Annotated in this window: 25 protein-coding genes; 10 read left to right on the top strand and 15 right to left on the bottom strand. The window is 61.7% G+C overall.

Annotated features, from left to right (window positions below; all coding sequences use genetic code 11):
- Positions 1-43 precede the first annotated feature (43 nt).
- Genes ACLEJQ_RS08620 through rloA form a run of 3 tightly spaced genes read right to left on the bottom strand, consistent with a single transcriptional unit; the run spans position 44 to position 3,104 of the window.
- Entirely contained in the window at positions 44-1,030 is a 987-nt protein-coding gene (locus tag ACLEJQ_RS08620) for an alpha-L-glutamate ligase-like protein (RefSeq protein ID WP_440794012.1), read from the bottom strand.
- On the bottom strand, positions 1,030-2,562 hold the full coding sequence (gene rloB, locus ACLEJQ_RS08615) for an osmotic stress tolerance membrane protein RloB (protein WP_440794010.1): 1,533 nt from the start codon (positions 2,560-2,562) through the stop codon (positions 1,030-1,032). The genes ACLEJQ_RS08620 and rloB overlap by 1 nt, the downstream gene beginning before the upstream one ends.
- A gap of 5 nt (positions 2,563-2,567) precedes the next feature.
- Positions 2,568-3,104 (bottom strand): retropepsin-like aspartic peptidase RloA, encoded by a 537-nt coding sequence (gene rloA / locus ACLEJQ_RS08610; protein WP_440794008.1) that lies wholly within the window; start codon positions 3,102-3,104, stop codon positions 2,568-2,570.
- Positions 3,105-3,385: 281 nt separating this feature from the next.
- Between rloA and ACLEJQ_RS08605 the strand changes: the two genes are divergently transcribed.
- The 5 genes from ACLEJQ_RS08605 (at position 3,386) to prpF (ending at position 10,225) form a co-directional block, all read left to right on the top strand.
- Entirely contained in the window at positions 3,386-4,099 is a 714-nt protein-coding gene (locus ACLEJQ_RS08605; RefSeq protein ID WP_440794006.1) for a GntR family transcriptional regulator, read from the top strand.
- Positions 4,096-4,986, top strand: coding sequence for a methylisocitrate lyase (gene prpB, locus ACLEJQ_RS08600; protein ID WP_440794004.1), 891 nt, complete (start codon positions 4,096-4,098; stop codon positions 4,984-4,986). The genes ACLEJQ_RS08605 and prpB overlap by 4 nt, the downstream gene beginning before the upstream one ends.
- A 55-nt stretch (positions 4,987-5,041) precedes the next feature.
- The gene (gene prpC / locus ACLEJQ_RS08595) at positions 5,042-6,169 is read left to right on the top strand and encodes a bifunctional 2-methylcitrate synthase/citrate synthase (RefSeq protein ID WP_440794002.1); all 1,128 of its coding nucleotides are present in this window, start codon (positions 5,042-5,044) and stop codon (positions 6,167-6,169) included.
- Positions 6,170-6,369: 200 nt separating this feature from the next.
- Complete coding sequence (gene acnD, locus ACLEJQ_RS08590; RefSeq protein ID WP_440794000.1) at positions 6,370-8,961, top strand: Fe/S-dependent 2-methylisocitrate dehydratase AcnD; 2,592 nt, start codon at positions 6,370-6,372, stop codon at positions 8,959-8,961.
- 70 nt (positions 8,962-9,031) lie between these two features.
- Positions 9,032-10,225, top strand: coding sequence for a 2-methylaconitate cis-trans isomerase PrpF (gene prpF / locus ACLEJQ_RS08585; RefSeq protein WP_440793998.1), 1,194 nt, complete (start codon positions 9,032-9,034; stop codon positions 10,223-10,225).
- Positions 10,226-10,485: 260 nt separating this feature from the next.
- Here prpF and ACLEJQ_RS08580 read toward each other — a convergent pair whose 3' ends face one another.
- The 10 genes from ACLEJQ_RS08580 to soxR all read right to left on the bottom strand — a co-directional run bounded on the left by ACLEJQ_RS08580 (position 10,486) and on the right by soxR (position 17,978).
- Positions 10,486-11,388, bottom strand: coding sequence for a metal ABC transporter solute-binding protein, Zn/Mn family (locus ACLEJQ_RS08580; RefSeq protein WP_440793996.1), 903 nt, complete (start codon positions 11,386-11,388; stop codon positions 10,486-10,488).
- Positions 11,389-12,288, bottom strand: coding sequence for a metal ABC transporter permease (locus ACLEJQ_RS08575; RefSeq protein ID WP_440793994.1), 900 nt, complete (start codon positions 12,286-12,288; stop codon positions 11,389-11,391).
- Positions 12,288-13,040, bottom strand: a complete 753-nt coding sequence (locus ACLEJQ_RS08570) for a metal ABC transporter ATP-binding protein (protein WP_440793992.1) — start codon at positions 13,038-13,040, stop codon at positions 12,288-12,290. The genes ACLEJQ_RS08575 and ACLEJQ_RS08570 overlap by 1 nt, the downstream gene beginning before the upstream one ends.
- Positions 13,037-13,966 (bottom strand): metal ABC transporter solute-binding protein, Zn/Mn family, encoded by a 930-nt coding sequence (locus tag ACLEJQ_RS08565; RefSeq protein ID WP_440793990.1) that lies wholly within the window; start codon positions 13,964-13,966, stop codon positions 13,037-13,039. Before ACLEJQ_RS08565 ends, ACLEJQ_RS08570 begins: the two co-directional genes overlap by 4 nt.
- A gap of 34 nt (positions 13,967-14,000) precedes the next feature.
- Positions 14,001-14,576 carry a DUF6162 family protein gene (locus ACLEJQ_RS08560; RefSeq protein ID WP_440793988.1) on the bottom strand — a complete coding sequence of 192 codons (576 nt, stop codon included), beginning with the start codon at positions 14,574-14,576 and terminating at the stop codon, positions 14,001-14,003.
- A complete protein-coding gene (locus ACLEJQ_RS08555; protein ID WP_440793986.1) occupies positions 14,573-14,899 on the bottom strand; it encodes a hypothetical protein in 327 nt (108 codons plus the stop codon). The genes ACLEJQ_RS08560 and ACLEJQ_RS08555 overlap by 4 nt, the downstream gene beginning before the upstream one ends.
- Complete coding sequence (locus ACLEJQ_RS08550; RefSeq protein ID WP_440793984.1) at positions 14,896-15,438, bottom strand: thiamine pyrophosphate-binding protein; 543 nt, start codon at positions 15,436-15,438, stop codon at positions 14,896-14,898. The genes ACLEJQ_RS08555 and ACLEJQ_RS08550 overlap by 4 nt, the downstream gene beginning before the upstream one ends.
- Positions 15,435-16,649, bottom strand: a complete 1,215-nt coding sequence (locus ACLEJQ_RS08545; RefSeq protein WP_440793982.1) for a PepSY-associated TM helix domain-containing protein — start codon at positions 16,647-16,649, stop codon at positions 15,435-15,437. Before ACLEJQ_RS08545 ends, ACLEJQ_RS08550 begins: the two co-directional genes overlap by 4 nt.
- A gap of 313 nt (positions 16,650-16,962) precedes the next feature.
- A complete protein-coding gene (locus ACLEJQ_RS08540; protein ID WP_440793980.1) occupies positions 16,963-17,421 on the bottom strand; it encodes a VOC family protein in 459 nt (152 codons plus the stop codon).
- Between the two features lie 104 nt (positions 17,422-17,525).
- A complete protein-coding gene (gene soxR / locus ACLEJQ_RS08535) occupies positions 17,526-17,978 on the bottom strand; it encodes a redox-sensitive transcriptional activator SoxR (protein WP_440793979.1) in 453 nt (150 codons plus the stop codon).
- A 95-nt stretch (positions 17,979-18,073) separates the two neighbouring features.
- On the opposite strand from soxR, the gene ACLEJQ_RS08530 reads away from it, so the two are divergent.
- The 5 genes from ACLEJQ_RS08530 to ACLEJQ_RS08510 all read left to right on the top strand — a co-directional run bounded on the left by ACLEJQ_RS08530 (position 18,074) and on the right by ACLEJQ_RS08510 (position 22,716).
- Positions 18,074-18,439: an antibiotic biosynthesis monooxygenase gene (locus ACLEJQ_RS08530; protein ID WP_440793977.1), complete on the top strand. Its 366-nt coding sequence runs from the start codon at positions 18,074-18,076 to the stop codon at positions 18,437-18,439.
- A gap of 115 nt (positions 18,440-18,554) precedes the next feature.
- Positions 18,555-18,821 carry a hypothetical protein gene (locus tag ACLEJQ_RS08525; protein ID WP_440793975.1) on the top strand — a complete coding sequence of 89 codons (267 nt, stop codon included), beginning with the start codon at positions 18,555-18,557 and terminating at the stop codon, positions 18,819-18,821.
- A 100-nt stretch (positions 18,822-18,921) separates the two neighbouring features.
- Entirely contained in the window at positions 18,922-19,536 is a 615-nt protein-coding gene (locus tag ACLEJQ_RS08520; RefSeq protein ID WP_440793973.1) for a LysE family translocator, read from the top strand.
- Between the two features lie 159 nt (positions 19,537-19,695).
- A complete protein-coding gene (locus ACLEJQ_RS08515) occupies positions 19,696-20,862 on the top strand; it encodes a cysteine desulfurase family protein (protein ID WP_440793972.1) in 1,167 nt (388 codons plus the stop codon).
- A gap of 45 nt (positions 20,863-20,907) precedes the next feature.
- Positions 20,908-22,716 carry an aminopeptidase P family protein gene (locus tag ACLEJQ_RS08510; protein ID WP_440793970.1) on the top strand — a complete coding sequence of 603 codons (1,809 nt, stop codon included), beginning with the start codon at positions 20,908-20,910 and terminating at the stop codon, positions 22,714-22,716.
- Between the two features lie 247 nt (positions 22,717-22,963).
- Here the strand turns inward: ACLEJQ_RS08510 and ACLEJQ_RS08505 are convergent, their stop codons facing one another.
- Together ACLEJQ_RS08505 and rhtA are read right to left on the bottom strand one after the other, a co-directional pair.
- Positions 22,964-23,245 carry a hypothetical protein gene (locus ACLEJQ_RS08505; RefSeq protein WP_440793968.1) on the bottom strand — a complete coding sequence of 94 codons (282 nt, stop codon included), beginning with the start codon at positions 23,243-23,245 and terminating at the stop codon, positions 22,964-22,966.
- A 167-nt stretch (positions 23,246-23,412) separates the two neighbouring features.
- Entirely contained in the window at positions 23,413-24,300 is an 888-nt protein-coding gene (gene rhtA / locus ACLEJQ_RS08500; protein WP_440793966.1) for a threonine/homoserine exporter RhtA, read from the bottom strand.
- Between the last annotated feature and the right edge of the window lie 343 nt (positions 24,301-24,643).

Raw genomic sequence — 24,643 nt, 5'->3', positions numbered from 1 at the left:
GAGCAGGCTCCCTCGCCACAGGGGGCATTTCAGTCTTCAGGGTTTACCCTTCAACCGGCGGAATATGCCCGAACAACTCCTGGGCAAACGCCACGCGTTCTTCCACGGTTTCCACTACGCCCCGAGTCTTGAGGTCTTCGAGGCGGGCTTCCACGGCGTGGGTGCGCAGGGTCAGGCCGCAGTCGTTGGCGATCTGGATGTTCAGTCCCGGGCGGGCGTTCAGCTCCAGGATCAACGGGCCTTTTTCCTGATCCAGCACCATGTCGACGCCGATGTAGCCCAGCCCGCACAGCTCATAGCAGCCGGCGGCCAGTTTCATGAAGCCGTCCCAGTAGGGCAGTTGCACGCCGTCCACGGCGTTGGTGGTGTCGGGATGCTTGGTGATGATGTTGTTCAGCCAGGTGCCGCGCAGGGTCAGGCCGGTGGCGAGGTCGACGCCCACGCCGATGGCACCCTGGTGAAGGTTGGCCTTGCCGCCGGACTGGCGGGTCGGCAACCGCAGCATCGCCATCACCGGATAGCCCATCAGGACGATGATGCGGATATCCGGCACGCCTTCATAGCTGATGCTCTTGAAGATCTGGTCCGGCACCACGCGGTATTCGATCAGCGCCCGGTCGCGGTGGCCGCCCAGGGAATACAGGCCGGTGAGGATGCTGGAGATGTGGTGCTCGATCTCTTCGTGACTGATGATCTTGCCCGACACCGTGCGATAGCGGCCCTCGAAGCGGTCGGCAATCACGATGATGCCGTCGCCGCCCGCGCCCTGGGCCGGTTTGATCACGAAGTCGGTGCGTCCGCCGATGATCGAATCGAGTTTTTCGATTTCTTTTTCGGTGGAGATGATCCCGTACAGCTCCGGCACATGGATGCCGGCCTCGATGGCCCGCTCCTTGGTGATGATCTTGTCGTCGACGATCGGGTACAGGCTGCGCTTGTTGTACTTGAGCACGTAGTCGGCGTTACGCCGGTTGATGCCCATGATGCCCCGGGCCTCCAGGGCCTTCCAGGTCTTCCAGAAGCCGAACATTACGAGTCAGCCTTTAGAAAGGCCTTGAACCGTACCAGCTCGGTCAGGCGGTAGCCGCGATAGCGACCCATGGCCAACATGAAGCCCACCAGGATCAGCAGGATCGCCGGGAAGGTGAAGACGAAGTACACCAGTTCCGGCACGCTCATGATCAGGTGCGCCAAGGAGGCGGCGAACAGCGTGCCGATGGCGACTTTCATGGCATGGCCGGCGCCACGCTCTTCCCAGGTGATGGACAGGCGTTCGATGGTCATGGTCAGGATCACCATCGGGAACAGCGCCACCGACAAGCCGCGCTCCAGGCCCAGCTTATGGCTGAACAGGCTGATGGCCGCGATCAGCACCACCACGAATGTCAGCACCACCGACAGCCGTGGCAGCATCTGCAGCTTGAGGTGCTCCAGGTAGGAGCGTAGCGACAGGCCCAGGGTGGTGATCACCGTGAACAGGATGATCCCGAAGCCCAGCTGGGTTTCGCGAAAGGCCAGGGCGATCAGCACCGGCGTAAACGTACCCAGGGTCTGCAAACCGATCAGGTTGCGCAACACCAGGATCACCAGCACGCCAATCGGGATCATCACCATGATCATGAACGTCTGCTGGGTTTGCAGTGGCAGGCCGTAGAGCGAGTATTCGAGGAAGTTGGCGTCGGTGTTCTCGTCGGTCAGCTTGGCCAGGCGAATGGCGTTCATTTCACTGTTGTTCATGCTGAAGGTGACGGTGGCTTTCTTGCCGCCATCGACGGTGATCAGGTTTTCATCGCCGGTCCACCACAGCAGGCGGTCGGTGGGCAGGCCCTGTTCGCCGGTGTCCGGGTTGAAATACAGCCAGTCGGTGCCGTTGAAGCTGCGCAGCCACAGTTCGGGTGTCTGCGGTTGGTCGGCGACCAGGCGGATGGTGTGGACTTTCTCCACCGGCACGTGGGCGATGGACAGCACCAGTTCGACGATCCGGGCTTTGTTGCTCGACGACGGATCACCGGCCAGCAGCAGCTTGACGTTGTCGTCATTGAGATTGTTGACACGCTTGATGGCTTCGCTGATGAAGGTTTCCACGTCAGCCGAGTGCTGGCGGATCGGCGCGAGCAGCGCTTCGGCGGCGAGCTTCTCCGGGCCTTCTACAGCGATGCTGTCGCGGAATGTCGGGCCCTTGACCTTGGTTTTCTCGGCGCTGTAGCGCTTGGTCAGCACCAGGCGGTAATACAGCGTCTGGTTGCCCTTGGCCCGGCGTGCCGACCACGTTACCTTGCGGTTGCCATCGACCCGGTTCACCGCCACACCGTAGTTGTTGGAGATGAAGCTCTCGTTGAGGCTGACATAGTCGCGGCTCAGCGGCGGGACGAACATCTGGATCTTCACCGGATCCTTGGCGTTGGGCACGAACTCGACCTTGGCGTCGATGTTCCACAGGTCATCGGTGGCGTCTTCGGTCACCGGGATGCCGAGCACGAAAATCTGATAGGCCGTTACCGACAGGCCCAGCACCACCAGGATGGCGATCAGCACTTTCAAATGGAGGGTCAGGGAGCGCATTGGAATTACTCTGCGGTTTGAGCGGCATTGGCGCAGGCGGGTTTGCCGGCAGCGTATTTAAGACTGGGGTCGACCAGCGCATCGAAGCGCTTGAGCGCCTCGGAACCGATCAGCAACGGGTATTGGAAGGCGCTACGGTCGGTCAGGTTCACTTCAATGCTGCGCAGGGCCGAACCCATGCAGATATCCAGTTCGATGACCGGCCTGGCCGTGTACTTCTTGCCTTCTTCCGGGTCGTAGTCACCGGCGCGGCGCTTGATCTTGCTGACCCGGGCCAGCGGACGTTCGATAGGGTGCGAGTGGGCGGCGTCGATGGCCAGGAAAAAACGCACCCAGGATTCACCGTTGCGCTTGAAGCGCTTGATGTCGCGGGCGCTGAGCGAAGCGGTCTTGGCGCCGGTATCGAGCTTGGCGGCAACCTCCAGGTCGATGCCCTGCAAGGTCGCGTATTCGTTGAGGCCGTACACGGTTTTTTCACCCGCCGCGGCGAGGCCGGGCAGGCATATGAAATAAAGAACGGCAGATAAGGGCTTGAGTGTCATAGATCCTGGTGCACGGCGTTCCGTTTATCGGTTCAGGCCCTGGCATTACTGCACAAGCTCCTTCGGTAGCCTTCTCTATAAATAGAAGAGCAGTAAACAGCGGCGCATTCTAGCACGGTGGTTTTCTGACGCCACCGCTGGCCGGAGGCTACGAGTCATCCCGGCGTCGCCTGGGCATGCTACCCATTATTAGATGATTGTCGACAATTTAGATTTTTGCTTTGACGTTTACCCTGCCATTGGTTAGTTTTTGCTTCATTGATTTTAAAGGTGTCGACAATATGCTCGAACAGCTCGATTCACCGGTGGCGGCTCAAGATGACTCGGAGACACTCTCCGAGAACGTCTTCCGGCGGATCCAGGCGGCCATCGTCAAAGGTGAAATCGCCCCCGGCAGCAAGATTTCCGAGCCCGAGCTGGCCCGTACCTACGGCATCAGCCGCGGGCCGTTGCGCGAGGCGATCCATCGCCTGGAGGGTCAGCGCCTGCTGGTGCGCGTGCCCCACGTCGGTGCCCGAGTGGTGTCGCTCAACCACGCCGAGCTGCTGGAGCTCTACGAGATCCGCGAGTCCCTCGAAGGCATGGCCTGTCGCCTGGCGGCCGAGCGCATGACGCTCGAAGAAATCGACGAGTTGCGCCGGGTTCTGGAAACTCACGAGCGCGATGCGGCGTTCCAGGCCGGAGTCGGCTATTACCAGCAGGAAGGCGATTTCGACTTCCATTACCGGATCATCCAGGGCAGCGGCAACCGCACCCTGACCCAGATGCTCTGCGGCGAGCTGTATCAATTGGTGCGCATGTACCGCATCCAGTTTTCCACCACGCCCAACCGTCCGCGTCAGGCCTTTGCCGAGCACCACCGGATTCTCGATGCCATTGCCGACCGTGACGGTGAGCTGGCTGAGTTACTGATGCGCCGGCACATCGGCGCCTCCAAACGCAATATCGCGCGTCATTACCAGGACAGCGCCACCACTGAACGAGGTGAGTCATGAGTTCCAGCAACAGCACGCCAGGCCAGCGATTCCGCGATGCGGTCGCCATTGAGCATCCGCTGCAAGTGGTGGGCACGATCAACGCCAACCACGCACTGTTGGCCAAGCGCGCCGGTTTCAAGGCGATCTACCTGTCGGGCGGCGGCGTCGCCGCTGGTTCCCTCGGCGTGCCGGACCTGGGTATCACCGGCCTGGACGACGTGCTGACCGACGTGCGGCGGATCACCGACGTCTGCGACTTGCCATTGCTGGTGGACGTGGACACCGGTTTCGGCTCTTCGGCGTTCAACGTGGCCCGCACTGTCAAGTCGATGATCAAGTTCGGCGCGGCGGCGATTCACATCGAGGATCAGGTCGGCGCCAAGCGTTGCGGCCATCGCCCGAACAAGGAAATCGTGTCGCAGCAGGAAATGGTCGACCGCATCAAGGCCGCCGTCGATGCCCGCACCGACGACAGCTTCGTGATCATGGCGCGCACCGATGCCTTGGCCGTGGAAGGGCTGGACTCGGCCCTGGACCGCGCCGCCGCGTGCATCGAAGCCGGGGCCGACATGATTTTCCCCGAAGCCATTACCGAGCTTGAGATGTACAAGCTGTTCGCCAGCCGCGTGAAGGCGCCGATCCTCGCCAATATCACCGAGTTCGGCGCCACACCGTTGTACACCACCGAGCAGCTCGCCGGCGCCGATGTATCCCTGGTGCTGTACCCACTGTCGGCGTTCCGTGCCATGAACAAGGCGGCCGAGAACGTCTACACCGCGATCCGCCGCGACGGCACGCAACAGAACGTCATCGACACCATGCAGACGCGCATGGAGCTTTACGATCGCATCGACTACCACACCTTCGAGCAGAAGCTCGACGCGCTGTTCGCCGCGAAGAAGTAAGGCGCGACCCTCTAACTTGCCGATTCCCTACAAATTCAAGAACTGGAGACAGCAAATGGCCGAAGCAAAAGTACTCAGTGGCGCCGGGCTCCGTGGCCAGGTGGCCGGGCAAACCGCATTGTCCACCGTGGGCCAGTCCGGTGCCGGCCTGACCTATCGCGGCTACGACGTCCGCGACCTGGCGGCGCAAGCGCAATTTGAAGAAGTGGCCTACCTGCTGCTGTACGGCGAGCTGCCGACCCAGGCGCAGCTGGATGCCTACACCGACAAACTGCGCCAGTTGCGCGACCTGCCCCAGGCGCTCAAAGAAGTGCTGGAGCGCATTCCCGCCGACGCCCACCCGATGGATGTGATGCGCACCGGCTGCTCGTTCCTGGGTAACCTGGAACCGGAGCAGGATTTCACCCAGCAGCATGACAAGACCGACCGCCTGCTCGCCGCGTTTCCGGCAATCATGTGCTACTGGTACCGTTTCAGCCACGAAGGCCAGCGCATCGAATGCGTCACCGACGAGCCGTCCATCGGTGGTCATTTTCTACACCTGTTGCACGGCAAGAAGCCGAGCGAGTTGCACGTCAAGGTGATGAACGTGTCGCTGATCCTCTACGCCGAGCACGAATTCAACGCCTCGACCTTCACCGCACGGGTCTGTGCCTCGACCTTGTCGGACCTGTTTTCCTGCATCACCGCCGCCATTGGTTCGCTGCGTGGTCCGCTGCACGGCGGCGCCAACGAAGCGGCGATGGAAATGATCGAGCGCTTCGACTCGCCGGAGGCGGCGATCAAGGGCACCTTGGGCATGCTTGAGCGCAAGGACAAGATCATGGGCTTCGGCCACGCGATCTATAAGGACAACGACCCGCGCAACGAGGTGATCAAGGGTTGGTCGAAGAAGCTCGCCGCTGAAGTCGGCGACACGGTGCTGTTCCCGGTCTCCGAAGCCATCGACAAGACCATGTGGGAACAGAAGAAGCTGTTCCCCAACGCCGACTTCTACCATGCCTCGGCGTACCACTTCATGGGTATCCCGACCAAGCTGTTCACGCCGATCTTCGTCTGCTCGCGCCTGACCGGCTGGGCCGCCCACGTGTTCGAACAACGCGCCAACAACCGCATCATCCGCCCGAGCGCCGAATACACCGGCGTCGAACAGCGCAAGTTCGTGGCAATCGAACAACGCTGAGCTGGAGGGCGCTGACGCTGCAACTGAAGAAATCTAAAACCCCTTGTGGGAGCGGGCTTGCTCGCGAATGCGAACTGACATCCAACATTGATGCCGATTGATACACCGCCTTCGCGAGCAAGCCCGCTCCCACAGTGGACCGAGTTCACTTCGGTAGCTGCGCCAACCCCTCTGAAACCACCGTGACCCGAGTCCTGACGATGAACACAGAATTTCGCAAACCGCTGCCCGGCACTTCGCTGGATTATTTCGACGTTCGCGGGGCCGTGGAGGCCATCCGCCCTGGCGCCTATGACGGCCTGCCGTACACTTCCCGCGTGCTGGCGGAGAACCTGGTGCGTCGCTGCGACCCGGCCACGCTGAACGAATCGCTGCTGCAACTGATCGAGCGCAAGCGCGACCTGGACTTCCCGTGGTTCCCGGCCCGGGTGGTCTGCCATGACATCCTCGGCCAGACCGCACTGGTGGACCTGGCCGGCCTGCGTGACGCCATAGCCCAGCAGGGCGGCGACCCGGCTCAGGTCAATCCGGTGGTGCCGACCCAACTGATCGTCGATCACTCGTTGGCGGTGGAAAGTGGCGGTTTCGATCCTCAGGCGTTTGCCAAGAACCGCGCCATCGAAGACCGGCGCAACGAGGACCGTTTCCACTTCATCAACTGGACCAAGAAGGCCTTCAAGAATGTCGACGTGATTCCGCCGGGCAACGGGATCATGCACCAGATCAACCTGGAAAAAATGTCGCCGGTGATCCAGCGGCGCGATGGCGTGGCATTTCCCGATACCTGCGTCGGCACCGACAGTCACACCCCCCATGTTGATGCTCTGGGCGTGATCGCCATCGGCGTTGGCGGCCTGGAAGCCGAAAGCGTCATGCTCGGCCGCGCCTCGTGGATGCGCCTGCCGGAAATCATCGGCGTCGAACTGACCGGCAAGCTGCAACCGGGCATCACCGCCACCGACATGGTGCTGGCGCTGACCGAGTTCCTGCGCAAGCAAAAAGTCGTCGGTGCCTGGCTGGAGTTCTTCGGCGAAGGCGCCCGCGCCCTGACCCTGGGCGACCGCGCGACCATCTCCAACATGGCCCCGGAATACGGCGCCACCGCAGCGATGTTCCATATCGACCAGCAGACCATCGACTACCTGAAGCTCACCGGCCGTGAAGACGCCCAGGTGCAGTTGGTGGAAACCTACGCCAGGCAGGTGGGCCTGTGGGCTGACAGTCTGCAAGGGGCCCAATATGAGCGTGGCCTGACGTTCGAACTGTCCTCGGTGGTGCGCAACATGGCGGGGCCGAGCAACCCGCACGCCCGCGTTGCAGTTTCGGATCTGGCCGCCAAGGGGATCTCCGGTCAGTGGGACGATGTGCCGGGGCAAATGCCCGACGGCGCCGTGATCATCGCCGCCATTACCAGTTGCACCAATACCAGCAACCCGCGCAACGTGATCGCCGCAGGCCTCTTGGCGCGAAACGCCAATCGCCTGGGCCTGGCCCGCAAGCCGTGGGTCAAGTCGTCGCTGGCGCCGGGTTCCAAAACCGTGGCGCTGTACCTGGACGAAGCCGGCTTGACGCCGGAGCTGGAGAAACTGGGCTTTGGCGTGGTGGCGTTTGCCTGCACCACCTGCAACGGCATGTCCGGCGCGCTGGACCCGGTGATCCAGCAGGAAATCATCGACCGCGACCTGTACGCCACCGCCGTGTTGTCGGGTAACCGCAACTTCGACGGGCGTATCCATCCGTACGCCAAGCAGGCATTTTTGGCCTCGCCGCCATTGGTGGTGGCCTACGCCATCGCCGGGACCATCCGCTTCGACATCGAGAAAGATGTGTTGGGCGTGGTGGACGGTCGGGAAATCCGCCTCAAGGACATCTGGCCGAGCGACGAAGAAATCGAAGCCGTGGTCAAGGCTTCGGTGAAACCAGAGCAGTTCCGCCAGGTGTACATTCCGATGTTCGCCATTCAGGAAGACACCGGACCGAAAGTCACACCGCTGTACGACTGGCGCCCACAAAGCACCTACATCCGTCGCCCGCCGTATTGGGAAGGCGCGTTGGCCGGTGCGCGGCCGCTCAAGGGCATGCGTCCGCTGGCGGTGCTGCCGGACAACATCACCACCGATCACCTGTCGCCTTCCAACGCCATCATGCTCGACAGCGCCGCCGGCGAATACCTGGCGAAAATGGGCCTGCCGGAAGAGGACTTCAACTCCTACGCCACCCACCGGGGCGATCACCTGACCGCTCAGCGTGCCACTTTCGCCAACCCGAAACTGTTCAACGAAATGGTCCAGGAGAACGGCAAGGTCAAGCAGGGTTCGCTGGCGCGGGTCGAGCCGGAAGGTAAGGTGATGCGTATGTGGGAAGCCATCGAAACCTACATGGAGCGCAAGCAGCCGTTGATCATTATCGCCGGTGCCGACTATGGCCAGGGTTCGTCCCGCGACTGGGCGGCCAAGGGCGTGCGCCTGGCCGGTGTCGAAGCGATTGCCGCCGAAGGTTTCGAGCGTATTCACCGCACCAACCTGGTGGGCATGGGCGTGTTGCCGCTGGAATTCCTGCCCGGTACCAATCGCAAGACCCTGGGCATCGACGGCAGTGAGGTCTATGACGTGATCGGCGAGCGTACGCCGCGTGCGACGCTGACCCTGGTCATCACCCGCAAGAATGGCGAGCGCGTCGAAGTGCCGGTGACCTGCCGCCTCGATACCGCCGAAGAGGTATCGATCTACGAAGCGGGTGGTGTGTTGCAGCGCTTTGCCCAGGACTTCCTCGAATCGGCGGTTGCCGTCTAAATCCATCAGGCTGCCAGGGATGCATGAATCCTTCGGTCGCCTGCTTTTGCGTCAAAGGAGCAAGAGCACCATGGGTCACTCGCCTCAAATCAAAATTCCCGCCACTTATATGCGTGGCGGCACCAGCAAAGGCGTGTTCTTCAGCCTGCAGGACCTGCCCGAAGCGGCTCGCGTGCCCGGTCCGGCGCGTGATGCCTTGCTGCTTCGGGTGATCGGCAGTCCCGATCCGTACGAGAAGCAGATCGACGGCATGGGCGGCGCGACGTCCAGCACCAGCAAGACCGTGATCCTGTCCAAGAGCACCCGGGCCGACCACGATGTCGACTACCTGTTCGGCCAGGTGTCCATCGACAAGCCGTTCGTGGACTGGAGCGGCAACTGCGGCAACCTGTCGGCGGCGGTGGGTTCGTTCGCCATCAGCAGCGGCTTGGTCGACGCCAGTCGCATTCCGCAGAACGGCGTGGCCGTGGTGCGGATCTGGCAGGCCAACATCGGCAAGACCATCATCGCCCATGTGCCGATCACCGATGGGGCGGTGCAGGAAACCGGCGATTTCGAGCTCGACGGCGTGACCTTTCCGGCGGCTGAAGTGCAGCTGGAGTTTCTGGATCCGGCGGCTGACGAGGAGGGCGGTGGCGGTTCAATGTTCCCCACGGGCAATCTGGTGGACGACCTGGACGTGCCCGGCGTCGGCACACTGAAGGCGACGCTGATCAACGCCGGGATCCCGACCATTTTCATCAATGCCAGGGACATCGGTTACACCGGCACCGAGTTGCAGGGCGCCATCAACGGCGATCCCAAGGCGCTGGCAATGTTCGAAACCGTCCGCGCCCACGGTGCCTTGCGCATGGGCTTGATCAAACACCTGGACGAAGCCGCCCATCGCCAGCACACGCCGAAAGTGGCGTTTGTCGCACCGCCGACGGACTATGTTTCGTCCAGCGGCAAAGCGGTAGCCGCGAGCGATGTCGACCTGCTGGTGCGGGCGCTGTCCATGGGCAAGCTGCACCACGCCATGATGGGCACGGCCGCGGTGGCCATCGGTACGGCGGCGGCGATTTCCGGCACCCTGGTGAACCTGGCCGCTGGCGGCACCGAGCGCAACGCCGTCCGCTTCGGCCACCCGTCCGGCACCCTGCGCGTCGGCGCCGAGGCCAGCCAGGTCAACGGCGAATGGACCGTGAACAAAGCCATCATGAGCCGCAGCGCACGGGTGTTGATGGAAGGGTTTGTGCGAGTGCCTGGAGATGTCCTGAACTGAGCGCCTGAACATCCACAATCAAAACCTGTGGGAGCGAGCCTGCTCGCGATGGCGGTGGTTCAGGCAATGAGATGTCGACTGGCAGGCCTCTTCGCGAGCAAGCTCGCTCCCACAGGGATCGGCAGGTGGCCACAGGACTGCTGTTCGCCACAGAACCAATGTGGGAGCGAGCTTGCTCGCGATAGCGGAGGGTCACGCGATGAGGTGTCGACTGGTAAGGCCTCATCGCGAGCAGGCTCGCTCCCACAGGAGGGTGTGTTTCAGGCGGCGGTCAGTGCGGTGACGATCTGTTTCACATTGCTCTCCAATTCCGCCACCGGATCGGCTGCATCGGTGCTCAGTATCAGCAACCGGCTGCCGCTTTCGGTGATTGCTGCTTTGAGTGCGTCCGAGGGTTGGCGATGGTGCAACACCAACGCGACGTCGTGATCTTTTAAGGTGGCGGTCAGTTGTTGGAGGGCTTCGGGTGTCCACTCGGCGTCGGGACGGGCGTCGGTGCTGATGCCGTCCAGGTTGAGCCCGCTGATCAGGTAGCCGAACTGTTCGCTCAGGCTGACCACGCTCAAGTTGTCGGCAGTGGCGAGCTGCTTTTCGCTGTCGGCGCTGAGTTTGAGCAGGCGTTGCTTGAGCGCCGCCAGGTTGGCGTCGACCTTGGGCTTGGCGGACGGGGCCAGGCGCACCAGGTCGGCCGCAATTACATCCGCCATCCGCCCCAGGTTATGGCTGGCCATCCACGGCTGGCTCGCCAGGCCGTCGGCCATGCCCGGTTGCAGGGCGATGCCGGGCAGGGCGCCGTCCACCGGGCGTGCGGCATCCACTTCGACAATGCGGATATTGCTGCGCCGGGCCATGGGGTACAGCGGATCATCCGGCCATAGCGAGCGCAGGCCAATCACCGCGTCGGCCTCGGCGGCCAGCTTGCCCAGGGCCGACGCACCGCGACCGCTGAAATAAGCGCTCTGGCGGGTGCCCGGCAGGTTGGCCGGTGCTGCCCGTTCCAGGCTGACGTCGGTGTCCTTGAGCAGGATTTCACTCAAGCCATAGGTGACCGACAGCGAGGCCAGTAGACGCACCGGGCGATTGCCATCGATGGCGAACGAAGGGCTACTCAGCACGCCGCACAGGGCCACGACCGAAGCCAGTTGTCGCAATGAAAAAACCATTTATCCAAGATTCCCTTTGAGACTGGGTACGACCCCGCGTGCGATGGCCGCGAGGGCAAAGGCGATACCGGCCACGAGAATGATTGCGGCACCGGACGGGATCGGCAGGTCGAACACGATCGGCGCGAGAATTCCGCACAAAGTGCTCACGGTGGCGATCAATACCGAACACCAGAAAAAACCTTTCAATGACTGGCTGAGCAGGCGCGCCGCCGCAGCCGGAATCACCAGCAGCGCACCCACCAGGATTGCGCCGATGACTTTCACCGCCGCCACGGTGATCAACGTCACCAGGACCACGAACAGATAGTCCAGGGTTTTCACCGCCACCCCGCGCACCGCCGCCAGTTGCGGATTGAAGCTGGCGAGCATGATGCGGTTGTACAGCGGCAACGCCAGGGCCATCACCAGCGAACCGACCACCGCCAGCACCAGCAGGTCGTCGCCGTTGACCGTCAGCACCGAGCCAAACAGCACGTTTTCCAGGATGTGCACATTGATCTTGCCCGCCAGGATCAGCAAAAGGCTGGCGCCCAAAGCCAGGGACACCGAAAGAAACACACCAATCAGCGTGTCCGGTGCCAGGCCCGTGCGGTTGCGCAGGTAATTGAGCAGGATGCCGAACAGCAGGCAGTAGCCGAACAGGCTGCCGTACGGCCCGGTATAGGGTTCGCCGAGCAGGATGCCGATGGCCACGCCGGTCAGCGCCGCATGCCCCACCGCCTCGGAAAAAAACGCAAACCGCTTGACCACCACCAGCGTGCCGAGGCCGCCCAGTACCGGGCCGATCAACAGTCCGGCCAGCAATGCGTTGACTACGAACCCGTAGGCCAGCGCCTCGGGCAGATAACCGGACGAGGCCCAGCCCTGGATCATCAGGCGAAATGTTTCATAGCTCATCAGGCTGCGCTCCCGTTCGTCCGTGGATGGGTAGAGAACAACGACAGCAAGCGCTCCGGAGTCAGCGTCTGGCGCGGCGCGCCGTCGAACAGCACCCGGCGGTTCAGGCCGGTGACACGATCCGCCAGGCGTCCGACGGCCTCCAGGTCATGTTCGATCCACAGCACGGTGATTCCGGCGTGGCGCCAGTCCTGCAGCAGGCGCCCGAACACCTGGATGCCGGCCTCGTCCAGCGCCGACATCGGTTCGTCCAGCACCAGCAATCGGGGGGACGGAATCAAGCCTTGGGCCAGCAGCACCCGTTGGCGCTCACCGCCCGACAGAGCACCCATGCGCCGCTTGCGTTTGTCCTGCATGCCGACCCGTTCCAAAGCCTCGCCGATGGCGCCCGCGTACTGCTTGCTAAGGCCAAGAAACGCCGGCCGCCGCTGACACATCGCCCCCATGAAATCATCTACGGTCATGGGCAGGCCCCGGTCGAACTCCAGCGCCTGGGGCACGTAACCGACCACACCGGGCTCGCCCGGCCATTGCAGGCTCAATCGCCCCTGGTGCGGCGTCTGCCCGAGCAAGGTCTTGATCAGCGAACTCTTGCCACCGCCGTTGGGGCCCACCAGTGCGTGGACGCTTCCGGGTTCCACCTGGAACGTTACGTTGTCGAGAATGGTGGTGCGGCCCAGGGTCAGGTTGACGCCGGCAAACTCGATCGAAGGACCGGTGGCCTGCCGGGTGAGGGTTTGCTGGACGGTCATGCGCCGGACTCCTGGATCGCCCGGACCACGGTGTCGAGGTTGCCGGTCATTTCCTTTTCGTACTTTTCGGCGCTGTAGTCGCCGTAGGAAATGTGTGACAGCGGGTAGAGCTTCACCCCCGACTCACGCTGGATCGTGTCGACGTAGGTGGACGGAAAATCCATCTCCGAGAAGATCACTTTCATGTCCAGCTCCCGCAGTTGGTCGATGGTTTTCTTCAACTGACTGGGGCTCGGTTCGATGCCGTGGGCCGGTTCCACCACGGCGGTGACCTCCAGGCCGAACTCGCGCAATAGATAGTCGTAGGCGGCATGCACCGTGGCGACCCGCAGCTCGGCATTGGGCGCCTGGGTCAGTTTCGCCAGGGCGGCGGCGCGCATCTGCCGCAGGCGCTTGCCGTAGGCACGGGCGTTCTGGGTGTAGGCCTTGGCGTTATCCGGGTCGAGCTTGCCCAGCTCGCGAGCGATGTTGTTGACCTGGGCGATGGAGGCACTGATGGACAGGAACGTGTGCGGATTCACCACCTTGCCCGCGCCGCGAGCGGCGGTGCCGGTGGCGGCCAGCAAGGGGACGTTCTCGTTGGCTTCGATGACTTTTACATTTGGGGTTTCGCTGGCGGCGATCATGCGGTCGGCAAAGTCGTCATGACCCACGCCGTTGAGCACGATCACGTCCAACCCGCCGATGCGCTTGATGTCTTCGGCCCGGGGTTCGTAGGCATGGGGATTGAAACCGGCCGGGATCAGCGGCACCACCTCGGCCTTGTCGCCGACGATGTTCGCCACGTAGCTGTAATACGGATGCAGGGTGATGCCGATGCGCAGGCGCTTGGCGGTTTCGGCGCTGGCCTGGGTGGTGAACAGGCAGGCCAGGAGGCTGACCAGCAGCAGGTGCAGTAGAGGGCGGCGTTGAGGTGCAATAGACATGGGCGCAGGAGCTTCTCTTGAATAAAGCGTGGGTTCAGTGGCGGTGCTGGCGGGTGACGCCCGCATCGAACTGCGCGACGATCTGCTGCCAGCCGGCGGCGGACAACGCGGCGGCGTCCAGTGCGTTGGGGACGGCAACGGCGGTGCCGCGGTTGAGCCAGATGTCCGGTGCTGCGTCGGACGCTTCGCTGACACGCATCAGAAACGAACCGGCGATGGACGGCTCTGCACTGATTCCGAAGTAGGCTTTTTCCTGAAGCAACTGCCAGCTGTGTCCGCCGCGGCTGGTGGCGCTGGCATCCTGCGCGAATGGGGCAAAGCCTTCGTCAGCCAGCGTTTGCGGGGTGGGCAGGACCTGTTGCTCTTGGCGCAGCAGGTGGATTTCATCCAGGGTCACCCGCAGGTCCGCATAGATACCTTGTTCGGCGGCGCCCAGATCGCGACGTGCGTCGAGTTGGTTCGAGGCCAGGTGAGCGGTGTCTTCGGCTTTGCCATGCCAGGCCACCACTGTGCCGCAGACCAGCACGATGACCAGGCACAGCAGCAGTACATAAAGGGTTTCATGACCGGCACCGGCGGGCCGGATGACTTGGGTGGTGGGGCTGTTCATGGGGCCTCGATGTCGGCTTGGTCGATTTCCACCACGTGGCCGGGGCCGGCGTCGAAGAGTACGTAGAATTCGGCGTTGGGCTTCTTGAAGGTCAGCGTCGAGTCGGCGCCGAGCTTGCCGGGCACCAGGATGGTTTCGTCGTAGCCGATCACGTCCAGGGTCACGCCGGGCGCGCCGCTGCCGTCGGAAAATCCTCCGGTGCATTGGATCTGCTCGGCATCGATGGCCTTGCATTGACACATCGGGTTGTGCGCCAGGGCGCTTGTGCTGAGACCGGCGCAGAGCAGCAGCGCCACGCTATTGAAGAAGGCGCGGGAGATCATGGTCGAGGTCCTTGGTTATTCAGCCAGTCGACGGTGGCCGGCGAGGCTTGACTGAGGGGAATGGAAGCCTGGTGCATCGAGCCGTCCCAGCCCTCAAGGGTTATCCACAGCTCGGCGTCGGATGGGGTCTTTTGTGGGACAGGCAGCAACGCGCCCATGCGATAGGGCGAGCCGAAGAAAATCACCCCGGCGGCCCGCAGGCTGCGGGGCTTGCCGATGCGCAGGTAGGTGGCTTTGACCTCACCGATGCAGCGTTGGCAAAGGGCGGCGTTGAAGTGCTTCATATACCCGGCCGGGCCCTGCTGGCGCGGGGCTTCGTTGCGAAACTCGGCCAGGCGCAGGCTCCATGGCCCCACCTGGACCTCGCCGATCTGGCGCTCCCCGAGCCCGGCGTCGCCGCGAAACAACGCTGCTTCGGAGAAATACTTGGGCATGAAGCCCAGGGGGATCAGCAACAGCAGCACGTTGAGGTGAAAGCGCCATTTGTGCCAGAACTGGCCCAGGCGGGATGGTGACGAGGCGGTGTTGGACGCGTTCACAGGCTGCCCTCCGATGATTCGCGCTGGATGGACGGCTGCAGTGGCCGGGCAATCCGGGTTTCACGGACGGGTTTCTGGCTGCGCTTGAAGGCATTGGCGGTGGCCAACGCCGTGCGCTTGGTCCAGATCAGCAAGCCGCTGAGGACCATCATGCTCAGCAGCAAACCAAAGAAAAACCAGATGAGTTTGATCCACAAGCCGCCGAGATCCCCGGTGTGCAGCGGGCGCATGGATTCGGTGACGAACTCCAGTGCCGTGCGGTCCGACAGTAGCCGTGAAGCGGCCACGTCACCGTTGTAGGGATTGATGGTGGCGGTCTGGAACATCAGCGGATACCAACCGCGCCCGCCGATTTGCAGATGGCTGTAGGCATTGCCGGGCAGGCTGACGAAGCTCGCCTCCAACCCCGGGATACGTTGCTGGGCGATATCGATGGCCCGATCCAGGTTCAGGGTGGGCGGCGCAGTGCCATCGGCCGACACGGGAACGCTCTCGCGGGCAACCACTGGAATGACTGGCTCGCTGGAGATGGAAATCTGGTTATCGGCCAGCAAGGCCTGGATCAGGAACCAGGTGCCGGTGATGGAAATGACCGCGATGAACCAGATCGACCAGATGCCGCTGAGCCGATGAAAATCGCCCCAGAATATCCGCGCACCGTGGCGAATCCGCAGGGTAGGGCGCAGGAAGCCTTTCCAGAAACGCTTGTAGACCACCAGCCCGGTGATCAGTGATGCCAGTAGGGGCAGTCCGAGGAATGACACCAGGTACCAGCCCCAGCTGTAGCCATTGGTGAACGGCACCAACCACCAGCCATGCAGGGCCCGGGTGAAGGCCTGGAAGTTGAAGGTCGGCGCCGAGCCCTGGATGACGCCGCTGTAGGGATTGACGTAGACCGTGTCGGGGCGGCCGTCGGGGTAGGTCACGCCGACCTCCAGGGCAAAGTGCGACTCGTCCGGACGGACAACGCTTTGCACCTGGATTTGCGGCTGGGCTTGCCTGATTGCGGCAATGACCTGGTCGTAGCTGAGCAGCGGCGCGTCGTCCGACGGCTTGCTGGCGCGCATTTCCGGGTTGGCCAGCCAGACGATCTCCTGGCTGACGACCGCCAGGGTGCCGGTGACGCACACGATGAGCACGAAGAACCAGATGGGTAACGCCAGCCAGCTATGGACCAGGAACCAGAGTTTGGAGCGGGACTTCTTCGACATGATTGAACGTCTTGATTCGATGAAGGGGCCTGTATTACGGGCTTCGCAATACCGTGAACCCTGGAAAGACAGGCCGTGGCTTTTGCCGACGTGGCCTGCTGCATCTAATTAAGACGAACGAGAGGTGAAAATCCCGAAGGGAAAGATGAAAGAAAATGTTTCGCGTTTACCCATTTCTTTTGTGGCGAGGGAGCATGCTCCCGCTAAGGCGCGTAGCGGCCCTGGATTTCGAACCCAGGCGATGGAAGCCGTTGGGGCTGCTCCGCAGCCCAGCGGGAGCAAGCTGCCTCGCCACGATGGTTTCATGGGCCGGTTAGCCCTGTTGAAACATTTCCCTGGCCCGCTGCTCGATCTGTTCCTGAGTCAGGTCTTCCTTGTGTGTGGCCAGGAACCACACGTGCCCATACGGATCTTTCAAAGTGCCGGTCCGGTCGCCATAAAACTGGTCCTTGACCTCGGAAATGACCGTGCCGCCGGCCGCAATCGCCTGGGCATAGGTGCTGTCCACGTCTTCGACATATAGATGCAGGCCCACCGATGGCGACGTGTCCGGGTTGCTCAATGGGCCTTGATCGCACGGCGTGCCGAGCATGATCGGGAAACCGTTGATCCGCAGTTCAGCATGACCGACGCCGCCGTCGGGCATGGCCAGGCGCATGACCTCGGTGGCATTGAAGGCTTTTTTGTAGAAGTCGATGGCTTCGGCAGCTTTCTGAATGCCCAGGTAGGGTGTGATGTTGTGGAAACCTTCGGGAATGGCTTTGACGCCCATGACGTTTCTCCTTGTTGTTATGGGAGGCGAAGAGTGTCTTCGTCCATTTGCGTCCTCCACTATAGGTCAGGTGCCCTGTATCGGTCCGCGCGCCGACGAACGTCCTAAGGCTCGTCCAACAGGTGAGCCCCAGGTCCGCGTTCGCCCAGCACATCGCCCTGATTGCGCAGCGGACAGGCTTGCATCGATAGGCAACCGCAGCCGATGCAACCGTTGAGTCGATCGCGCAGGGCCATTAACCGATTGATGCGTTCGTCCAGCTCCCGGCTCCATTGCGTCGACAAGCTCGCCCAGTCGGCGGCCGTTGGAGCGCGGTTGTCCGGCAGGGTTCTGAGTGCCTCGCCGATTTCCGCCAAGGGAATGCCCAGGCGTTGGGCGACCTTGATCAGTGCCACCCGGCGCAATACACCCCGGGGATAACGCCGTTGGTTGCCCTGGTTGCGCGTGCTCTGGATCAGTCCCTTGGATTCGTAGAAGTGCAACGCCGTGACCGCCACGCCGCTGCGGGCGGCCACTTGGCCAACGGTAAGCTCCTTGTGGACATCTATCTGTGCCATCGCTGCATTCACCGCTTGACCTTGACTTAACTAGAGGTTTTACCCTGCACGCTTTCGGATCGCAAGATCCGTCTTACTGGCATCGGGGATTCTTCATGCAATCGTCAAGGAACAATCGCAGCTTCACCCAATTGATGGAGTTCGACATCGAGCCTCAATGGCAACAGGCATTGGTCACGGACCTGTCGGAGCAGAATGAACGCCTTGCCCGGGATCATCGGGGCTTCCTGAGCGCCAGTATCCAGGTCAGCGAAGACGGACGGCGGGTGCTCAATTACTTGCAATGGCACACCCGCGAGTCGGGCGAAGCGGCTTTGCGCAGCTTTGAAAACGGCCAGCAGGATTTCTGGCGGTTGCTTCAGGTCCACCGGGCCAAAGCCGTGACGTTTGGTTCGTTCCAGGTGCTGCGCAACATCGAGCGCAGCCCGGACGACGCGTTGCACTGCCAGTTGGTCTATTAAGCGCAACGGCTGATACAAGTCGCCAATACCCACTATCGAGAGGGTTGATTTCTGCCGTGCCGTGCCGGCGGGTAGCCTTTGTTCATCGCCCCACTTCAGGACAAGGACACTCGCCATGAACCGTATCTTCGCTGTTTTACTGCTGTTGACCGCCACCGTATTGAGCGGCTGCGCCAGCTCTTCTCCCGAGCTGCGCCCCTACACTGCCGACGAAGCCCGCGAGCTGGCCCTCGAAGCCTTGAATCGTCGCGGCTTGTCCTTTGATGAGTACCACGCGAAGAAAGTCGAATTGCTCGGGACTGCCGAGAAGAACGTCGGTTTCGACGATCGTGGCCAAATGAGCGCCGAACAGGTCGTACCACAACCCGGCCGTTCGAGCTGAGGACTGTACCGCTCGAAGTTTTGCCTAACTGTCCATGGGTTTGCGCCGGGACGTCGGGTAGGGTCGTGACTTGACCGACCGCCTCGATGGATTACCCGTCATGAACCTCTCGCTCGACCTTTTGCTGGGCTTTGCCCTGTTTGCCCTGGTGACATCGATTACGCCTGGCCCGAACAACACCATGTTGCTGGCCTCGGGGGTGAATTTCGGTTTCAACCGCACCATCCCGCATATGCTGGGCATTACCTGCGGCTTCTTTTCCCTGGTGCTGGCGGTGGGTCTTGGCCTGGGCGCGGTCTTCCAGACCTACCCGTTTCTCTACACTGCGCTGCGCTATATCGGCGCTGCGTACTTGCTGTACCTGGCGTGGAAAATCGCCCACTCCGGCCCGGTCGGTGATAGCCAGCCCGAGGACCATACGCCGATCAGCTATTGGGGCGCGGCGGCGTTCCAGTGGGTCAATCCCAAGGCGTGGATCATGGCTATTGGTGCCATCAGCACTTACACGCCGCTCCAGGGTTATTTCGTGAATGTAGTGGTGATCGCGGCAGTGTTTGCGCTGATCAACCTGCCAAGTGTCAGCCTGTGGGTCGTCTGCGGCACGCTGTTGCGCAACCTGTTGCGTGATCGTCGCTGGTTGCGGTTGTTCAACTGGGGCATGGCGTTGTTGCTGGTCGCCTCGTTGTACCCGTTGTTGCTCGAAAGCATCAAGTGAGGGCTGAGCTTCGACGCGATGCCTGCTAAGCTCGCTGTTCAGGAGCGTTCCTACGCACTTTTAAACGAAGTTCGACTTCTTTAAGGTCTTCGATCAGGTCATGCCAGTCTCGAACTCAACGAGGGCACCTGGTCCCGGAGCAGGCTCTGCGAGTATCCCATGAATAAACGTCCTTTATATTTCGACTACGCCGCCACCACGCCGGTGGATGAGCGGGTCATTCAGGTCATGGTCGAGTGTCTGGGCTTTGACGGCAATTTCGGCAACCCGGCGTCCAGCTCCCATGCCTTTGGCCAGGAGGCGCGACGCTCGGTGGAGCGCGCTCGCCAGCAGGTGGCGCAATTGGTCGGCGCTCAGGCAGGGGAAATTGTCTGGACCTCCGGCGCCACCGAGTCCAATAACCTGGCCCTCAAAGGCGTGGCCCAGGCGCGCAATGGCTCCGGTGGGCATGTCATTACCAGCCTGATCGAACACAAGGCGATTCTCGATACGGCCCGTCAGCTTGAGGAAAGTGGCGTTGCGGTGACCTGGCTGGCGCCGGATGACCAAGGCCTGATCAGTCCACAAGCGGTTCGCGAGGCCCTGCGTGAGGATACAATCCTGGTGTCGCTGATGTTGGTGAACAACGAATTGGGCACTGTCAATGATGTGCCCGCCATCGGTGAAATCGTTCGCCGGCACGGTGCGCTGTTCCATGTGGATGCCGCCCAAGGCGCTGGAAAGGTGAAGATCGACCTGGCCCGATGGCCGGTAGACCTGATGTCTTTTTCCGCCCACAAGATCTACGGCCCCAAGGGGATCGGAGCGCTTTACGTTGGCGAGCGAGCCCGGCCACGGCTGTCGGCGCAGATTCATGGCGGCGGTCATGAAGGCGGCTTGCGCTCCGGAACCCTGGCAACCCACCAGATCGCGGCCATGGGCGCCGCCTTCGAACTCGCCGCCCAGGCCTTCGATGATGAACTCGCTAAAATCGCCCGGTTGCGCAATCGTTTGCTGGAGCCACTGCTGGCACTGCCTGGGGTGCGTATAAATGGTTGTGCGACGCGACGGATTCCTCATACCTTGAGCCTCACGTTTCACGACGGTGAGTTCAACCCGGCGGCATTGGGCGCTTCGATTGCATTTTCCGCGACTTCGGCTTGCAATTCGGCGCACAACACCCCGTCGCATGTATTACTGGCCCTCGGGCTCGACGCACGAGCGGCGGGGCGGACCATTCGTTTGAGTTTGGGCCGCTTCACGACCGAACAGGATATCGATGAGGCGGTGCGCTTGATCAAGGCGGCGTGTATTACCGCGCCGGCGTTTTGGGCGACTACCTCTTAGGCCGAGTGTTCTCGGCATACAACAAAATAATCAGCAGGAGAAATGATGAGCACCGAGCCTTTGACCCATGGACTGGTTCCCCAACGCCTGGCCCGTATCCGTCAACTGATGAGTCGCGAGGGTATCCATGCGCTGCTGGTGCCGTCAGCCGACCCGCACCTGTCGGAATACCTACCGGGGTATTGGCAGGGCCGGCAATGGCTGTCGGGTTTCCATGGTTCGGTGGGGACGTTGATCGTGACTGGCGACTTTGCCGGTGTCTGGGCCGACAGCCGCTACTGGGAACAGGCCACCAAGGAGTTGGAGGGCAGCGGTATCGAGTTGGTCAAGCTCATTCCAGGCCAGCCCGGCCCACTGGACTGGCTTGCTGAACAAACCCCTGAGGAGGGCGTGGTCGCGGTCGACGGTGCGGTCATGGCGGTGGCATCTGCCCGAACGCTGCGCGGCAAACTGCAAGAGCGGGGCGCACGGTTGCGTACCGATATCGATCTGCTCCAGGAAGTCTGGACCGACCGCCCGAGCCTGCCAGATCAGCCGGTCTATGCGCACCAGGCGCCCCAAGCCACCGTCAACCGGACCGAAAAGCTCGCCAAATTGCGCGAAGTTCTCAAGGAGCGCGGCGCCGATTGTCATTTCATCGCCACGCTGGATGACATCGCCTGGCTGTTCAACTTGCGCGGCGCGGACGTTTCGTTCAACCCGGTATTTGTCTCCTTTGCCTTGATCAATCAACAGCAGGCGACGTTGTTCGTGGCCCTGGGCAAGGTTGACGCTGCGCTGCGTGGCGTCCTCCAACAGGACGGTGTGACCCTGCGTGACTACAACGAAGCGGCCGCGGCTTTACGCGAAGTGCCGGGCGGTGCAAGTTTGTTGGTGGATCCGGCCCGGGTCACGGTGGGTTTGCTGGATAACCTGGACAGTGGCGTGAAATTGGTGGAAGGGCTCAACCCGACGACGCTGGCCAAGTCGCGCAAAAGCCTGGCCGACGCCGAGCATATCCGTCGCGCCATGGAGCAGGACGGCGCCGCGCTTTGTGAATTTTTCGCCTGGCTGGAAAGCGCCTGGGGCCGCGAGCGCATCACCGAGCTGACCATCGATGAGCACCTGACCGCGGCCCGCATGCGTCGACCTGATTTTGTGTCCCTGAGCTTCAATACCATCGCCGCATTCAATGCCAACGGCGCGATGCCGCATTACCATGCCACCGAAGAGGCCCATGCGGTCATCGAAGGCGATGGTTTGTTATTGATCGATTCCGGTGGCCAATACCTCGGCGGCACCACGGACATCACCCGGATGGTGCCGGTGGGAACACCTACCGCCGAGCAGAAGCGTGATTGCACTCGCGTGCTCAAAGGGGTGATTGCGTTGTCTCGGGCCCGATTCCCTCGGGGAATCCTCTCGCCATTGCTCGATGCCATCGCTCGCGCACCGATCTGGGCCGAGCAAGTGGATTACGGGCATGGCACCGGCCATGGCGTAGGGTATTTCCTCAACGTCCACGAAGGTCCGCAGGTGATTGCCTATCAGGCCGTCGCTGCGCCGCAGACGGCAATGCAAGCGGGCATGATCACCTCCATCGAGCCGGGCACCTATCGTCCCGGCCGCTGGGGCGTGCGGATCGAGAACCTGGTGTTGAATCGTGAGGCGGGAAGCAGCGAGTTCGGCGAGTTCCTGGAGTTCGAAACCCTGACCTTATGCCCGATCGATACCCGCTGCCTTGAACCCTCGCTGCTGACCCAGGACGAAAAGGACTGGTTCAATGCCTACCACGCCGAGGTTCAACGTCGATTGAGCCCGTTGTTGGATGGCGCCGCCCTGCAATGGCTGAACCAGCGGACCGCAGCCATTTGACCATGGGACAGGCCAGGGCGTCACGGACGAAGTCCAGCCGGTCTGGCCGAAATACAGTCACCAACGAACGTGCTCGGCGCGCCGTACACCGCGCGCTGTGTGAGTCAGTGCCTGTGCATGAGTCACGTCGAGCAACCTGAAGCACGATGCGCATTGCCTGTACTGGGGACCCAGCGTGACGTGCTCAAATCCAACCAAGACGAGATCCGTCGCCGAATTGTTGAGCAGCCGTCCGACCAAACGTGCCCTATTTGCAGATGACAATCATGCTGCGGCTGGTATAGCCGGCTGGGTTGAGCCCAAAGGGATAATCCCCGGGCTCCTCGACGGCATCACCGGATTTGGCGACGACTTTGTAGCCCTTGGGGGCGCATGAGTTGGCGGCGCTGGCGGCGCACTGGTCCCAGGATGAGGACAGGCCTGAGCAGTTGATGTGAAGACCTTTTTTACCGCGTTTGACTTCGGTTTTCGATGTTGCCGCGCAGCCTGCAACAGCAAGTACGGCGATCAGTATCAAAATTCGTTTCATTCCCATCCTTATAACCGTCGTGGATCTTACGTCCACGTACGATTGTGCTCGCTCTTGCTTGAAGCGTTCATGACGTCCTGTATGAAAAATCCATGTCTGCCATTGGGTTACCGACCTAAACATGGCCTAAATGCGTGGCAATTACCAGACCTTCGTTAAATCCTGCTTCAATCTGCCGCGACGGCGGGCTTCACAGCGTTGCCCATGGTCAGCGTTGCGCCTACCGATGCCAGGATAATGCAGAAAATGGCGGACCATTGGGCGAATGACAGGCACTCCTGAAGAAACACCAGGCCGGACAGTGCACCGATGGCAGGTTCGATACTCATCAGGGTTCCGAAGGTACGGGCTGGCATCCGGGTCAGGGCAATCATTTCCAGGGTATAGGGCAGGGCGGTAGACAGGATGGCGACGCCAATCGCAACAGGGATCAGGCTGGGTGTGAGCAGCGCAGATCCCGCGTGGATGATTCCGATGGGGGCGATGAACAGGGCGGCGATCATGACCCCCAGGGCGGCGGTTTGTACCCCATTGTCCGCACCGGCCTTCTGCCCAAACAGGATGTATAGCGCCCAGCAGGCTCCGGCGCCCAGCGCATAACCTGCACCGGCCAGGTCGAGGCCGGCACTGGTGGCGCCGGTAGGAATCAACAGAATCAGGCCAATCACGGCCAGGGCAATCCACAGGAAGTCGATCGCCCTGCGCGAAGCATAAATGGCGACCGCCAGGGGACCTGTGAATTCGAGCGCCACCGCGATCCCCAGCGGAATGGTGCGCAGTGACATGTAGAACAGAAAGTTCATGCCCCCTAATGCCATTCCGTAGACGATTACGGTGCGCAGGGACTGGGCTGTCAGCCTGGCACGCCAGGGGCGCAGCAGTAAGAGCATGATGATGCTGGCGAAGATCAGCCGTAACGTTGTGGTGCCTTGCGGCCCTACAACAGGAAACATGCTTTTCGCGAGGGACGCGCCTGACTGGATGGAGGCCATGGCTATTATTAGCAGGGCAACCGGGTACAACGAGGAGGCCAGGCTGCGATGTGGGGAATTCATTACGCGGAGTCGTCCAGAAATGCAGATTGAGTTGAGCAGTATATTGCTCATATGCAGCGCTTCCGTCTATATGACGGCAGGAATTCAAGCCCTACTCGCCATCTGATAGAAAAACAAAATTAAGGGTTGACGGCAGATTTCAGATGTCTATAATTCGCCCCACTTCCGGCGCAGTCGAAACGGAAAACTCCTTGAGATTCAATGAGTTAGTTGGTTTTCGATCGCGGGCTGCTTCAGTTCATCGAAGCCTGGAAGGAGTCGACAGGGCAGTTGTAGTAGTGTCCATTGACGGTTCGATCTTCTCGGTCGAAAGCGGTGAAAAAAGAGGTGTTGACAGCAGCGG

The organism is Pseudomonas sp. SMV71 (assembly GCF_052042015.1).
Taxonomy (GTDB): domain Bacteria; phylum Pseudomonadota; class Gammaproteobacteria; order Pseudomonadales; family Pseudomonadaceae; genus Aquipseudomonas.
Note: the sequence above shows the minus strand (reverse complement) of the source record. Positions and strands in the feature narration are given on the sequence as shown.